At 64.7% G+C, this 14,975-nt stretch carries 12 protein-coding genes and 1 tRNA gene; 9 read left to right on the top strand and 4 right to left on the bottom strand.

The window, feature by feature from the left end; translation table 11 throughout:
• Positions 1-10: 10 nt before the first annotated feature.
• From fliF to ACFDR6_RS00050, 4 genes are all read right to left on the bottom strand, one after another.
• On the bottom strand, positions 11-1,621 hold the full coding sequence (gene fliF / locus ACFDR6_RS00065) for a flagellar basal-body MS-ring/collar protein FliF (RefSeq protein WP_212088384.1): 1,611 nt from the start codon (positions 1,619-1,621) through the stop codon (positions 11-13).
• Between the two features lie 203 nt (positions 1,622-1,824).
• Positions 1,825-2,100, bottom strand: a complete 276-nt coding sequence (gene sciP, locus ACFDR6_RS00060; RefSeq protein WP_002714638.1) for a CtrA inhibitor SciP — start codon at positions 2,098-2,100, stop codon at positions 1,825-1,827.
• Positions 2,101-2,497: 397 nt separating this feature from the next.
• Positions 2,498-3,202, bottom strand: coding sequence for a flagellar hook assembly protein FlgD (locus ACFDR6_RS00055; protein WP_212088386.1), 705 nt, complete (start codon positions 3,200-3,202; stop codon positions 2,498-2,500).
• A gap of 12 nt (positions 3,203-3,214) precedes the next feature.
• Positions 3,215-4,864, bottom strand: coding sequence for a flagellar hook-length control protein FliK (locus ACFDR6_RS00050; RefSeq protein ID WP_375856967.1), 1,650 nt, complete (start codon positions 4,862-4,864; stop codon positions 3,215-3,217).
• 345 nt (positions 4,865-5,209) lie between these two features.
• Here ACFDR6_RS00050 and mnmA point away from each other — a divergent pair, with 345 nt between their 5' ends.
• The 9 genes from mnmA to ACFDR6_RS00005 all read left to right on the top strand — a co-directional run bounded on the left by mnmA (position 5,210) and on the right by ACFDR6_RS00005 (position 14,813).
• Positions 5,210-6,391, top strand: coding sequence for a tRNA 2-thiouridine(34) synthase MnmA (gene mnmA, locus ACFDR6_RS00045; protein ID WP_375856965.1), 1,182 nt, complete (start codon positions 5,210-5,212; stop codon positions 6,389-6,391).
• A gap of 142 nt (positions 6,392-6,533) precedes the next feature.
• Positions 6,534-7,172: a class I SAM-dependent methyltransferase gene (locus tag ACFDR6_RS00040; RefSeq protein WP_375856963.1), complete on the top strand. Its 639-nt coding sequence runs from the start codon at positions 6,534-6,536 to the stop codon at positions 7,170-7,172.
• A 44-nt stretch (positions 7,173-7,216) separates the two neighbouring features.
• Complete coding sequence (locus ACFDR6_RS00035) at positions 7,217-7,573, top strand: hypothetical protein (RefSeq protein ID WP_212089100.1); 357 nt, start codon at positions 7,217-7,219, stop codon at positions 7,571-7,573.
• A gap of 313 nt (positions 7,574-7,886) precedes the next feature.
• Positions 7,887-7,963: transfer RNA gene (locus tag ACFDR6_RS00030), tRNA-Met, on the top strand.
• A 2,402-nt stretch (positions 7,964-10,365) separates the two neighbouring features.
• On the top strand, positions 10,366-11,421 hold the full coding sequence (locus tag ACFDR6_RS00025) for a sugar phosphate isomerase/epimerase family protein (protein WP_375856961.1): 1,056 nt from the start codon (positions 10,366-10,368) through the stop codon (positions 11,419-11,421).
• Between the two features lie 14 nt (positions 11,422-11,435).
• Positions 11,436-12,611, top strand: coding sequence for a Gfo/Idh/MocA family protein (locus ACFDR6_RS00020; protein WP_375856959.1), 1,176 nt, complete (start codon positions 11,436-11,438; stop codon positions 12,609-12,611).
• A 219-nt stretch (positions 12,612-12,830) separates the two neighbouring features.
• Entirely contained in the window at positions 12,831-13,013 is a 183-nt protein-coding gene (locus tag ACFDR6_RS00015; protein ID WP_212089102.1) for a DUF2934 domain-containing protein, read from the top strand.
• A 324-nt stretch (positions 13,014-13,337) separates the two neighbouring features.
• Entirely contained in the window at positions 13,338-13,625 is a 288-nt protein-coding gene (locus tag ACFDR6_RS00010) for a DUF2934 domain-containing protein (protein WP_212088405.1), read from the top strand.
• A 300-nt stretch (positions 13,626-13,925) separates the two neighbouring features.
• A complete protein-coding gene (locus tag ACFDR6_RS00005) occupies positions 13,926-14,813 on the top strand; it encodes a LysR family transcriptional regulator (protein ID WP_375856956.1) in 888 nt (295 codons plus the stop codon).
• Positions 14,814-14,975 lie beyond the last annotated feature (162 nt).

The raw sequence follows: 14,975 nt of genomic DNA, 5'->3' as shown, positions 1-14,975 counted from the left end.
ACTTCTCGTATTACTTTGCGGATTCGCTCAGCCATTGGCGGACGATGGCGACGGTTTCGTTGGGGTTGCGTTCGGCGAGCTCGCCGACGCGATGAACGGACTGGGCGTGGACCTGGCCCTGAATGGTGGCGACGTCGATCGCGCTGGCGGCGCCGCTCGGCAGCAGCGACTGGGCGGCCGGCGCGGCCTCTTCGGAAACCGCCGGGCCGGTGAGCACGCCGGAGATGGCGGCGGCGACCTCGTCGGAGGCGAGGATGCGCTTGACCAGCGGGCGGATCACCAGGAACAGCACGATCAGGCCGAGCAGCATCATCACGCCGAGCTCGACGAAGTACATGACGTCGTCCTTGGTGAACTGGAGCATGCCGAGCAGGCCGCCAGGTTCGCCGATCGGAGCGGTGGAGGGCGCGTCGGCAAAGCGCAGATTGACCACCTCGACCTGGTCGCCGCGCTTCTGGTCGAAGCCGATGGCCGAGCGGACCAGCGCCGAGATGCGGTCGAGCTGCTCCTTGGTGCGGTCCTGATAGGCCAGCTCGCCCTTGTCGTTCTTGGAATAGATGCCGTCGACCAGCACCGCGACCGAGATGCGGTTGACCCGGCCGGCCTCGGTCACCTCGGTCTTGGTGGTGCGGGAGATCTCGTAATTGTTGGTCTCTTCGGTCTTCTTGCTCTGGTCCTTGGCCGCGGCGCCGTTGTTCTGCTGGTTGCCGGGCAGCTCGTTGTTGACCGTGACCTGGCCGTTGTTGTCGGCGGTCATGCTCTGCTCTTCGCGGGTCTGGCTCGAGCGCAGCACCCGGCCTTCGGGATCGTACTTGTCCGAGGTCTGGGTGACCTTGTTGAAGTCGAAATCGGCGGAGAGCTGCACGCGGGCGCGGCCCGATCCGACCACGGAGGAAACGATGTCCTCGACCTGCTTGCGCATCCGCTTCTCGAAGGAGATGCGGCGCTCGTCGCCGACCGCCTGCTCCGGATCGTTCGCCGCGCCGTCGGCGAGCAGTTGGCCGGCCTCGTCGACGATCGAGACCCGCTGCGGCTTCAGGCCGTTCACGGCGGAGGCGACGAGATGGCGAATGGCGCGGATCTGCTGGGCTTCCAGCGCGCCGCGGACGCGGACCACGATCGAGGCCGACGGCTCCGGCGCCTCGCGCGCGAACAGCGGGCGCTCGGGCAGCACCAGATGGACGCGGGCGTTCTGGATGCGGTCAATGGCGCGGATGGTGCGGGCGAGCTCGCCTTCCAGCGCGCGGAGGTGGTTGATGTTCTGGACGAAAGAGGTGGTGCCGAGCGCGTCCGACTTGTCGAACACCTCATAGCCGACGCCGCCGCCCTTGGGCAGGCCGCCCTCGGCGAGCTTCATCCGCAGCCGGGTGACCTTGTCCTTGGGCACCATGATGATGGAGCCCTCGTTGCGGATCTCGAACTGGATGCCCTGGCGTTCCAGGTCCTTGATGATGCCGGAGGAATCCTCGACGCTGAGGTCGGTGAACAGCGTCGTCATCTGCGGCGTGGTGACGCGCATGATGACGAACGCGAAGAAGCCGATGAGCGCGGCGGTGACCGCGATCATCGCCCCGAACCGGGCGGCGCCGATACTCTTCAGAAAGTCCGCAAGACCTTGCAAGCAACCGCCCCAACAGATTCGGCCGCTTTCACCGGAAAGGCCGACTGGGCAATTATTGCCTAGGGGATGGTTTCGATATGGTTAACGAAGGTTAAGAGGTCGGACAAAAGTAGCGCCAAACAGCGACAAAGAGCGATATGAAAAAAATCGGCCTCGCAGGGCGAGGCCGATTTTCGTCAAAAGCCGCAGTTTTCCGGATCGCCTTACTGGCGATATTGCTGGATACGGGTGGTGCGAAGACCCGCCAGACCATGCTGGTCGATAGAAAACTGCCAGGAGAGGAATTCGTCGACCGTCAGGGTGTAACGGCTGCAGGCCTCCTCGAGCGAAAGAAGTCCACCACGGACAGCGGCGACGACTTCGGCCTTGCGGCGGATGACCCAGCGTTTGGTGCCGGGTGCAGGCAAATCCGCGATCGTCAACGGACTGCCGTCCGGCCCGATGACGTATTTTACCCTCGGGCGATGGGGTTCTGTCATGGCGTACTCACAAACTCTCAACCACTGAACTCACACCGGTAACCCTACGCCCGGCGGCTTAAAAATCCGCTAAGCCTAAGGCTTCAATACAATTCTCGTTGAAAATGGCTGGAACGCGCTTCTCCCGGCCGGCGTGAAGGCCGGTCGAGGGGGTCTTCGTTAATACTTTACTAACGAATAGAGCCAGCACGCGGGCGCTGCGAAGCTCTCAACTGTCATCCCGGGGCGCGCGCAGCGGGAGCTATGATGCGCAATTGCGCATCTGAGGATCCATAACCCCAGGGAGTGGTTTGACGAGGACTCGGGGTTACGACCTCACGCTAAAAAGACTTCCTGTGGTCATGGATCCCCGCGTCCGCGGGGATGACACTGAATTTGTGGCGAGGGCGGTCCGCCCTTAATTGCTGCTGGTCGCGATGATGCTCTTCACCTGGCTCAGCGTGTAGCTGGCGCCGTCGATGGTGAGCAGCGGCGGCGACTGGGTCAGGTCCACCGACGACACCACGCCCTGCACCTGCGCGGCGATGCCGACATTGTTGTTCGCGACATCCTTGCCTGTCGCCGAGATCGTGTACTTGCCGTCGGGCCATTGCGTGCCGTCATTGCCCATGCCGTTCCACGTGAAGGGAATGTCCGTGCCGGCGGCGGCGGTGTATTTGCCGGTGAACACGGTCTGGCCGCTGGCATTGGCGACGGTGATGTCGACGGTCGAGTCGGTCGGCACGTTGAGATGCCAGGTCGCCGACGAGTTCTTCATGGTCGCGGTCGAGCCGTCGACCAGGGCGGTCTTGCCGACGAAGCCCAGCGCCTGGGTCGCCTGCGTGGTCTGCTGCAGGGTGACGAGCTGGGCCAGCGAATCGTTGGTCTTGAGCTGCTGCTCGACGCCGGCGAACTGCACCAGCTGCTGGGTGAACTGATTGGTGTCGAGCGGATCCAGCGGGTTCTGGTTCTGCAACTGCGTGGTGAGCAGCGTCAGGAAGGTCTGGAAGTTGCCGGCGAGCGTCGATCCCGTGGTCGAGCCCAGCGAGTTCGACGAGGAGGATTTCGGGAGGTCGGTCGTCCCGGAGACGACGGAAGGGGCGGTGGCGCCAGTCGTGGTCATGTCCAATACTCCTTACACTCTGATGTCGACGCCGCTGCTCGGCCCGTACATGCGGCCATAGCCGCGCCCGACGGGTGCGGCAGCGACATTGTCGTCCTCGCTGATGATCAGCCGGCGAGCATTGCCGCCATTGTCGTTGTTCTGGCCGGAGTTCTGGCCCGATGAATTCTGGTCGCGCAGGCTGAAGGACAGCCCGTTGCTGCCGGTCTTGAGCCCGGCATCGTCGAGCGCGCGCTGCAATTGCGGCGCGTCCTGGCGCAGCATCTGCAGCGTCTCCGGCTTCTCCACGGTGAGATGCGAAGTGACGTTGCCGGCGCGGTCGACGTTGATGCGGACGTCGATGCGGCCCAGCTCGGCCGGATCGAGGCTGATGTCGAAGCGGGACCTGCCGGAGCGGATGGCGGCCGCGATCTCGACCGGAATGCCGTTGATCGGCACCGCCGTGGCGGCGGCCGCGGTCGCGGTCAGCGTCGCGGTCGATGCGGAGGCGGTCGAGGTCGTGTTGGTCAGCGGCGCCTGCATGGCGGAGGCGGCCTGCGCGCTTGTGTCGGTGGTGTTGAAAGCGGCATGCGCATTGGCATGGGCGTGGGCGGCCGGTGCGGCCGGGATCGCCTCGGGGTTGCGGTCAGCGGCGCCGGGCTTGCCCTCGGTCGCACTGCCATCCGCCTGCGGCTTGCCGCTTTGCGGATGCGCGGCGGCATTGGCGGTCGCAGCCCCCGGCGCTGGCGTCGTGGCCGCGTCCACCTTGCCGGTGTCCTGGCCGATATTGGAGACGTCGGCCTGTCCTTGCATGGCAGCGACGGCCTGGAACGAGGTCTTCGGCGTGCCGGGATTGGCGGGGATCAGCCCGCCGGTCGGCTTGGCCTCGGTCGCGGCCTCCTCGGTTGCGCCGGTTGCGGCATCGGCCAGCGTCGCCGAAGTGTCGGCATCGACGATGGCGCCTGCTGTCTTGGCGCTCTTGTCGCCCGGCGTCGCGGCGTCGGTCTTGGGGCCCGCGATCTGGGCCGCGGTCGAGGCACTGGCGGCGATGCCGGCGGCGGCGATCGCCAGCGGCGACGCCGTGGCGGCCTGGTTCGCGGTGGCGCTCGGATCGGCCGGGACGCCAGGCGCTGCCACCACGATCGCGTTGGGGTCGGGCACGGCGGCCTGCGCCGCATTGGTGGGCGCGGTCGCCGCGGCATCGACGACGGCGGCGGCGGCGAGCCCGTCGGCGGTCTCGGTCTTGTCGCCCTTGGTCTCCTCGGACGCATCAGCCGATTTGGCGTCGGATGTCTCGGGCTTGTCCTTGACCTTATCCTCGGCCTTGCCGGCGTCCTTGGCCGCTTCGGTGGCCGTATCGCTCGTCTTGTCGTTCCTGGTCGGCGCCGCTGCGTCGGTGTCGTCGCTCGCCTTGCTCTGCGAGGATTGATCCGTGGACGAGGTGTCGCGCGGGCCCTTGTCCCGGGAGGACGAGGAGGAATCGCTGCGCCGCGGCGCGCTGTCCTGAGCTTGGGACTGGGCCTGAGACGCCGCATTGGTGCTGATCGCCTGGCTGTTGCTGTCGACCAGCGACCCGAAGCTATCGTTCGCGGACGGCTCCTTGGCGTTCTGCGAGCGCGCAGGCTTTTGCTGCGCGCTCGAAACCTGCACGCTTGCCACGACATCTGACGTACGACCGACCACAGGCAACCCCTCGGAATATCTTCCCCATCAGGGGAGCAAGGAGCGGGCCAGCGTCGCTCGGTGGATTTTTTATAGAAAAATCAATAGCTTGACGATTTAGACCCGCCGCCGCGGGAGCTGCCGCGACCCCGCCATTTCTGCCTCCCCGGCAAGAATTGCCCTAAGCTGGCCGCCCCTGTGATTGCTTCACCGGAATGCCGCCTATATTAAAGAGGTTACTCTCAGCCGCTTTCGACCGGGCAATCGTGCCTTTCGGGAACTGAAGTTCCCGGGGATCGCCGATGTCCCGCGAGAAGCACGACATCGCGGATCGCCGCACGCCGCCGCCACAACCCCTGAAGGCCCATGCTCAACAGTCTGGATCTCGAAGGCCGTCCTGAGGACACCAGGGTCGTTGTCGCCATGTCGGGCGGCGTCGATTCCTCGACGACGGCTGCGCTTCTGAAGGCGGAAGGCTACGACGTCGTCGGCATCACGCTGCAGCTCTACGACCACGGCGCGGCGACCCATCGCAAGGGCGCCTGCTGCGCGGGCCAGGACATCCACGACGCCCGCGACGTCGCGGCCAAGCTCGGCATCCCCCATTACGTGCTCGACTACGAGGACCGCTTTCGCGAATCCGTCATCGACAATTTCGCCGACTCCTACGCCCTCGGTGAAACGCCGGTGCCGTGCATCGAGTGCAACCGCAGCGTAAAATTCCGCGACCTGCTGAAGACCGCGCGCGAGCTCGGCGCACAGGCGCTCGCCACCGGCCACTACGTCGCCTCGCGCCGCCGCGCAGACGGCTCGCGCGCGCTGGTCTGCGCCGCCGATGCCGATCGCGACCAGAGCTACTTCCTGTTCGCGACCACGCAGGAGCAGCTCGACTTCCTGCGCTTCCCGCTCGGCGACATGACCAAGCCGGAGACGCGCGAGCTGGCGCGGCGCTATGGCCTGTCCGTCGCCGACAAGCACGACAGCCAGGACATCTGCTTCGTGCCGACCGGCCGCTACACCGACATCATCACGCGCCTGCGTCCGAACGCGATGGACCCCGGCGACATCGTCGATCTCGAGGGACGCGTGCTCGGCCGGCACAACGGCATCGCCAATTTCACCGTCGGCCAGCGCCGCGGCCTCGGCATCGCAGCTCACGCACCGCTCTACGTGGTGCGGCTGGAGGCAGCTAACCGCCGCGTCGTCGTCGGCCCGCGCGATGCGCTGAAGATGCACCGCATCTCCTTGCGCGACGTCAACTGGATCGGCGAGGGTGACATCGACCGGGCCATTGGCGGGGGCCTCGAGCTGTTCGTGCGCGTGCGCTCGACCCGCAGCCCTCAGCCGGCCTGGCTGCGCGGCGGAGACGGCCATTACGAGGTCGAGCTCGTCGCCGGCGAGGAGGGCGTCTCGCCCGGCCAGGCCTGCGTGTTCTACGACGCGCCCAGCGGGCAGGCGCGCGTGCTCGGCGGCGGTTTCATCCAGAGCGCCGCCGCGAAGGTCGGACCCGCGACATCGCGCCCGCTCGCCGAAGCCGTGCGCGGCTAATCTTGCCGACGATAAATCCAACTGCTACCGCGAAGGCAGTGCATTCCCTCTCCCGCCTGCGGGAGAGGCACTAGACCAATTTCGGAACGAGATTTGATTTCACCACCAGGCATCACACTCTAGGAACGCGCAGGGCAGGGGCATGGCAGCAGACATCTCGCGGGCCGGGGTCGAGAAGGCCTATGGCCGCTGGGCGCCGGTGTATGATCTCGTGTTCGGCAAGGTGTTCGACGCCGGCCGGCAGTCGACCATCGCCGAGGCCGACCGCATCGGCGGCCGCGTCCTCGACGTCGGCGTCGGCACCGGCCTCTCGCTCTCCGAATACGCGCGCACCACGAAGATCTGCGGCGTCGACATTTCCGAGCCGATGCTGCGCAAGGCGCAGGCGCGTGTGCGCTCGCTTCGCCTCTCGAATGTCGAAGTGCTCTCGGTGATGGACGCGAAGAACCTCGCCTTCCCCGAAAACTTCTTCGACGCGGTGGTGGCGCAATACGTCATCACCGCCGTGCCCGATCCCGAAGGCACGCTCGACGAGTTCATGCGCGTGCTCAAGCCAGGGGGCGAGCTGATCCTCGTCAACCACATCGGGGCCGAGAGCGGCCCGCGCAAACTGTTCGAGCTCGCCTTCGCGCCCATCGCCCGCCGCCTCGGCTGGCGCCCGGAATTCCCGTGGGCCCGCCTCGAGGGCTGGGCGGCCAGGCACGGCGGCGTCACACTCGCCGAGCGCCGACCGATGCCGCCCATGGGGCACTTTTCGCTGATTCGCTACCGCAAATCGTGATCATGCCGCGGGAACATGCGCCGAGGCCGGCGCGTTCCCTTCCCATGCGCACGACATCGAACATCATCCTGGCCAGCCTCCTGATCGCCGCCTCCGGCAGTGCGATCGCGCAGGCTCCGCCCGCCCCGGTGACGCCGCCGCAAGCGACCGCGCCGCCATCCCCGCAACGCGCAGCCGGCTGTGCCCCATCCGATCGGCTCGCCACCACCCAGGACGGCACCACCACCGGCCAGTCCCGGGAACCGCTCGGCGACAAGCTCGCCAAGACCGACGGCGTGCTCTGCCCGCCCGCGGGCGTCGATCCCGACATGCACGCCCCCGCACCCAGCACCGGCGCCAACACCCCTGTGATCCCGCCCCCTGGTAGCCCCGGCGGCGATCCGAACGTCCGGCCGAAATAAGGGCGCGCTGCCTCCCAGAATGCCGTCATGCCCGGGCTTGTCCCGGGCATCCACGTTCTTGGGCCCGCGAATTGAGGCGTGGATGGCCGGGACAAGCCCGGCCATGACGATTGTACCTGGATTTAGTGCAAACGAACGACATATCGAGCCAAAACCGGCTATTTCGGCCCCTCGCGGCCCTGTCGCGCCGACCTGTCCGCCGAAGCTTCAGCGAAGGCGGAAGCTTTAGCGAAGGCGGATTGACTTACCCCCGCCCCCTTCCTTATATGCCGCGCGTTCGCGAGATCGGCCGTTCCGCCGTTCGCGGCCCTGTGGCGGGGTAGCTCAGCTGGTTAGAGCACGGGAATCATAATCCTGGGGTCGGGGGTTCGAGTCCCTCTCCCGCTACCAACTCACCTTAAAGGCCGATAACGTCCCAGAGTTCGGATGCGCTCGCTCCAATGCTGACGCGTTGCGGTAGCTATTTGTATGGCTCTGCTGGCGGCCGGCGCCGGGTGCGCTGCATTACAAAGTAATCTGGCGCAGAGTGCTGCGGAATGTCGGACCAGCTTGAACTTGTAGTGCTTCATCGGAGCGGAAGCCCCCCGAAGAAGGAGCGATACACGTTCGATTTTGTCGTCAACAGACAATCTCTCTTTACTGTCACCGGTGCCGCCAACTTCGATTTGTCCGGTTGTCTTTCGGTCCCTCAACGAGAGCCCGAGCTTGCCGTTCGCCTCAACGATGGACTTGCGCGACTTCTGACGTCGGCCGTTCCGATTGGTGAGACTAACCGCGTAGCTCTGTATGTTTGTCCGGAATGCGGAGACCTTGCCTGCGGAGCGATCACTGCGCGTGTGTCGCGGAGCGAGGCCGTCGTGCATTGGTCCGACTTTGCGTACGAAAACGGAGATGACAGCGAAACCAAGCTGTCGAAGGTCGGCCCCTTTGCGTTCGACTGGACATCCTGCGTAACTGAAATCGAACGAGCTTGCGCTGGCTGACGTGCCTGTAGGATGGGTAGAGCACTCGCGAAACCCATCATGCTTCACATCGGGTGGTATCGATGCTTGCAAAACCCATCATATCTCGGCGTCGGACAGTTTGATGGGTTTGGTCTTGCTCTATCCTGCGAGGCCACAAGCCGAAGCATCAACGGTTTTCAATCGTCTAGTCGAAGTAGCGAGTAGTCTTCTTTACGGTGATTGGTCTTTCCTGATCGAATAGCGGTTTGAGATCGCCTCCGTTTTTTCGGATCAGCCATAGTGCTTTGCTCAACGAAGAAACGTAGCTGTCTGGAGTGATGACTCGTTGTTGGAGGCATACGAGCATGGACTCGCTGGCGGTAAGCCGGAAGAGATTCGGAAATGAGATTCCTTTGCCTAGCGGCCTGCTCATTGCGCCGTGCCTATATTTGAGGTCGTGCAAGTCGAGTATCTCGCCAGGCTTAATGGTCGCGGATGAGAAGTCGAACGTCGGATAAATCTTTGTGTCCGGTTCGCCTTCGTCGCAGTTCCGATCCGTCGGAAATTGAGTATCGTTGTACTTGAGTCCTATCAAGCGAGGTTGCTAATGCGGGCCTGCCGATTTCCCGAGTTTATGTAGGTTAGATCGAGCGCCTGCATAATGTTGATGCTGTCATTGTCGATCGTGATGAGTGGTGTGGACGAGGTGATAAGCACTCGAAGGTCGTCGGTTTGTCGAAGACTGGACCAAAATCCAAATGCAGAGATACCGAAGCCAAGTACCGTGACCAGAAAAGTTACGACGCTCGCTAGAATTGGGGCGGACCAACGGTTTCCACGAAGGGCCGCTGGTCGTGACCGGTTATTTCTAAACAGTGCACGTATTTGCCTTCGATGCATCTTCGTGTCCCCGGCCAATACGAAGCCTGCCACTTGAGTGGCGCGATTACAAGCGAAGGTTGTGGCGCGTATTCTTGTTAGGTCTTGAGGCTGTCCCAGGTGTTGAAGACAAGGCTCTGCCGCAGGCCCGCCCTGTTTCGCCATCCCGTCAACCCCTCCCCACAAAAATATTCCCATTTACCGAATTTCGGAAATGTCGTACATTTCCGCCCATCCCGGCTCATCCTTGAGGGGCGATCGCGTCGTCGTCTTGATCGCGAGCCGGGCTTGCGGTGGACGCGGCAGCGTCGGGCGCGAAAGGTGCGGGCAGGGAGGGTAGTCCCCGGAGAGCTCGAAACCGCGCGCGGACGAACGGCGCTGCTAGGTCTCGTCTCGTCTGTAAGTTTCCGGCGCTGTCGACGGTGTCAGGGAAAACTGCGGCGAAATGGCGGGCCGTGCGTACGGCAAAACCGTGTGGTCCTGGCCGTCGTTGCTACGGTCAAGCTCTTGCGGAGGCGGCAATCGCGTCAACCGGCGCGAAGGCCGGTGAATTCCGCGGGCGCGAGGGAGGCCAGAAGGAACTCGGCTCCCGGGAGAGCGCGGCATAAGTCGTCCGACCATCGCGCAGGGAAGGCCGAGTGATCGGCACCACCTGTATGCTGCTGTGCGGTTCTTCTGCGTGTGCATTTGCGCAGCAGACCGCGGGTGCGATGTCAGCACCCGGCCTTCCCTGTGCCCTCTTGGCTTTCAGAGGGTGGAGTGACCAGGCACAACTCGGGCGAATTCAGCCGCGAGAATGCGGAGCTGCGTCCGTACAATTGCTTTCGCTCACGTAGCCGATCTCGATCTCGAACCTACTCGCATCGTCCTATTGCTCTCTCCCTTGATGGCCGGCATCCTCGCACCAAATTGTGCGCTCACGCCCCAGCGGCATGCGCCCAAAGAAACGTCCAAGGAAGGAAGCACGCGATGAAGATGATCAAGGGGCCGGCGATATTCCTCGCTCAGTTCGCTGGCGACGCGGCGCCGTTCAATTCGCTCGATGCGATGTGCGGATGGGCGGCCTCGCTTGGCTACAAGGGGATCCAGATTCCGAGTTGGGATGGGCGGCTGTTCGACCTCAACAAGGCCTCGGAGTCCCAGACCTACGCCGACGAGGTGAAGGGCATTGCGGCGCGACATGGCCTTGCCATCACCGAGCTTTCGACCCATCTGCAAGGCCAGCTCGTCGCCGTTCACCCGGCCTATGATGCGGCATTCGACGGCTTCGCCGCGCCGGAGGTGCGTGGCAACGCGAAGGCCCGCACCGAATGGGCCGTCGACCAGGTCAAGCGTGCCATCCTGGCGTCCCGGCGGCTCGGGCTCAGTGCCCAGGCGACGTTCTCCGGCGCGCTTGCCTGGCCCTACGTCTATCCCTGGCCGCAGCGTCCCGCGGGCCTGATCGAGACCGCCTTCGACGAACTCGCCAGGCGCTGGCGGCCGATCCTCGACTATGCCGACGAGCAGGGTGTCGATCTCGCCTACGAGATCCACCCAGGCGAAGACCTCCACGACGGTGTGTCCTACGAGATGTTCCTCGAGCGGGTGAACAACCACCCGCGCGCGAACCTGCTCTACGACCCCTCGCACTTCGTGCTGCAACAGCTCGATTATCTCGACTACATCGACATCTACCACCAGCGCATCAAGGCGTTTCACGTCAAGGACGCCGAATTCAATCCGACCGGCCGCCAGGGCGTCTATGGCGGGTTCCAGAGCTGGGTCGACCGCGCCGGCCGCTTCCGCTCCCTCGGCGATGGTCAGGTCGATTTCGGCGCCATTTTCTCCAAGCTCACCCAGTACGACTACGACAGCTGGGCGGTGCTGGAGTGGGAGTGCGCCCTGAAACATCCCGAGCAAGGCGCGGCCGAAGGCGCCGAGTTCATCCGAAACCATATCATCCGGGTGACGGAGAAGGCCTTCGACGATTTCGCCGGCAGCGGCACGGATGCCGCTGCCAACCGCAAGATGCTCGGCATCTCCTGAACAGAGAGTGCAACATGGCGATCGAAGCAAGCAATGAAACCGGCGGCCATCGCCGCATCCGTCTCGGCATGGTCGGCGGCGGCCAGGGTGCCTTCATCGGTGCCGTCCACCGCATTGCCGCGCGTATCGACGACCAGTTCGAGCTGGTGGCCGGCGCGCTGTCGTCAGATCCAATTCGCGCCAAGGCCTCCGCAAAGGAGCTCGGCATCGCCGACGACCGTGCCTATGGCTCCTTCGAGGAGATGGCGCGGGCTGAAGCGGCAAGAGCAGACGGCATCGAGGTGGTCTCGATCGTGACGCCCAATCACATGCACAGCCCGGTCGCGAAAGCCTTCCTCGAAGCCGGCATCCACGTCATCTGCGACAAGCCGCTGACGACGACACTTGCCGAGGCCGAGGAACTGGTGGCGCTGGTCAGGAGGACCGGCAGGATCTTCGTCGTCACGCAGAATTACACCGGCTATCCCATGGTCCGGCAGGCGCGCGCCATGGTCGCGAACGGCGATCTCGGCGAGATCCGTCTCGTCAAGGTCGAGTATCTGCAGGATTGGCTGACCGAGCCAATGGAAACCACCGGCCAGAAGCAGGCGGCGTGGCGCACCGACCCGTCCCGGTCCGGCGCCGGCGGCTGCATCGGCGACATCGGCACTCATGCCTACAATCTGGCCTGCTTCGTCAGCGGGCTCGAGCTTGACGAATTGCTTGCGCAATTGTCGACCTTCGTCGAGGGGCGGCGGCTCGACGATGATGTCCAGATTCTCCTCAAGTGGAAGGGCGGCGCCAGGGGTATGCTGTGGGCGAGCCAGGTCGCCGTCGGCAATGAGAACGGGCTCACGCTGCGCGTCTACGGCAGCAAAGGCGGCCTCGAATGGGCGCAGGAGAATCCGAACCAGCTCTGGTTCACGCCCTACGGCAAGCCCAGGCAGCTCCTGACCCGCGGCGGGGCCGGTGCATCGGGCGAGGCGGGTCGGGTCACCCGCATCCCATCGGGGCACCCCGAGGGCTACCTCGAAGGTTTCGCGACGATCTATGCCGAGGCGGCGCGTGCCATCCGCGCGGCAGCGGCCGGTGAAAAGCCGCATCCCGACGTCGTCTTCCCGACGGTCGAGGATGGCCTCGCCGGCGTGAAGTTGATCGATGCGGCGGTGAGGTCATCCGCGGGCAAGGGCGTCTGGGTTCGCATGACGTAAACGGCCGATGTGCATCCGACATCGGCACAATGCCGGGCCGAAAGGCGGGCAGGCCCGCGACAAGCCGGGCCATCCGGCGCGGTCAGAAGCGCAGGAACTCTTGCACCTGGTCGAAACTTGAATCAGCGGGCCAGCCTCGCCGCCGATCGCTGGCCTGCACGGCCCCGCCTCCAAGCCCCCCATACCCCCCAGGGTGGGGCCGTGCTTCACAAGCAGGAGATGCAATTGTCCGAGCCGACCGAGCAAGAGATCACCGAGCAAGAGATCAGAGAGTGCGCGCACCGCCTGTGGGAGCAGGCCGGCAAGCCCGAAGGCCGCGAAGACGAATTCTGGCACGCCGCCGAGCAGGAGCTGCGCAACGCGGACAAGTCGAACACGTTGCGGACGCCGGATACGTTGTGACCGACAGCAATTGCCCATTCTGCCAGGGACTGGGATGGGTCTGCGAAAACCATTCGCTCCGGGTCTGGAGCGAACAGCTCGGGGGCTGCCGTTGCGGTGAGGGCATGCCCTGCATCTGCAACACCACCGAAGATCCCGGGATACGCGTGGTGATCGTCCAGCCCGACACGACGTGGCACTGACGGCGTTGACCCGACGTGATGGTGCGCAGGGCTAACCAACCCTGCGCAGCGCATCGCGGGGAACAGACGACCCCGGCAATGAATTCAGTGTCTGACCAGCACGGGCCTTCAAGGCAATCCTTATCCCACGGCAGTGTCGGCGGTGGACGAGCAGAAAAAAATCGAGCACCAGATCGAATTCGCGACGCGAGCGGCCGCGCTGGTCAAGGACGAAACCACCGGCCAGCGCTTCAGGAGTTTTGCCGAGGAACTGAGGCGAAAGCTCCGCCGGCTGATGCGGCGCGGCCAGGTGCGCGCGCGTGCCTATGAGCTCTGGGAGCAGGCCGGACGGCCTTCGGGTCGCGAGCTGGAGTTCTGGCTGGAAGCGGAACGGCAGATGGAGGCTGAACGCGAGGAGCGGAAGTCGTCCGACGCGTCGCCGAAACAATAGAAGCAGGGCTTGGAGCGGGCTTGGCAAGAAAAAGGCCGCCGGGCTCTTCACCCTGGCGGCCTCGAAAAGTCCATAGCTGTTGATCGCCTCCGCAGCCTCGCGCGTACCGCCGTTACCTTGTTTGCGGCCATGCCCGGTCATCGTAGGCGCAGGCGCACGATTCTGCTGTGATCTGAAGCACACAGTGGAAAAGAGAAGAGAGGGCAGCCGTGCGTGAAATCGGCCTCGTCGCCGCGCTCCCATATGCCTCTCTTGTGCAAGACGCGTCGTATCGCCAGAGTGGTCCGAGGGGGGCCGTCGATGGATTGGGAGCGGGTGAGGATTTTTCTGGAGGTCGCGCGCGCCGGGCAGATCCTCAAGGCGTCGAAGAATTTGCGCCTGAACCACACCACGGTGGCGCGTCAGCTTACCGCGCTGGAGAAGAGCCTGAAGGCAAAGCTGCTCGATCGGCACACCGCCGGCTGCACGCTCACCGCCGCCGGCGAGGCGCTGGTCCAGGCGGCCGAGCGCGCCGAAAGCGAGTTTCTCAAGGTCGGCGCCAGCATCGGCGGCAGCGCGGACACCGTCAGCGGCACGGTGCGCGTCGGCGCGCCTGACGGCCTTGGCAATTTCTTCCTCGCCGAGCATCTCGGCGCACTGGCCGCGCGCCATCCGGCACTCGTGATCCAGCTCGTACCGCTGCCGCGCACCTTCTCGCTGTCGCGCCGCGAGGCGGATATCGCGATCACGCTGGACCGGCCGAAGCAGGGCCGGCTCATCCTGTCCAAGCTCACCGACTACAGCCTCAGCGTCTACGCCTCGAAAGCCTATCTGAAGCGCGAGGGACCGATCGAGACACAGGCCGATCTCGCCGGCCGCCTGTTCGTCACCCACATCGAGGATTTCGCCTACAGCCGCGCCCTCGACTATGCCGCAGCCCTCGGCCGCCTGATGTCCCGCCGCTACGAATGCGGCAGCATCGTCGCGCAGATCGAGGCGGTCCGCGCCGGCCACGGCATCGGCATCCTGCACGACTACGCCGCCAGCCGTTACCCCGAACTGCGCCGCCTGCTCCCCGAGGTGCGCTTCGTGCGGAGCTACTGGCTGACGTCGCATCCGGATACGCACGGGACGCGAAGGGTCCAGGAGGTGCACCGGTTCATCGCGTCGTCGGTGAAGGCGGCGCGGGGGGCGTTCGAGGCAGGGTGAGGGGCCATGGAAGCTGGGTGCTGTGTCTAGCGACTGCGATGATTGACCCTCCAGCCCAATCCCTCCCCCGTGTCGCCCTCCGTCAACCCCCTCCCCGCAAAAATATTCCACTTTACCGAAATTCGGTTTCGGCGTATGTGTCGTGCATCCCGGCTCATCCAA

The organism is Bradyrhizobium tunisiense (assembly GCF_042263385.1).
Lineage (GTDB): Bacteria > Pseudomonadota > Alphaproteobacteria > Rhizobiales > Xanthobacteraceae > Bradyrhizobium > Bradyrhizobium tunisiense.
The sequence above is the reverse complement of the archived record's forward strand: the minus strand, read 5'-3'. Positions and strand labels throughout refer to the sequence as shown.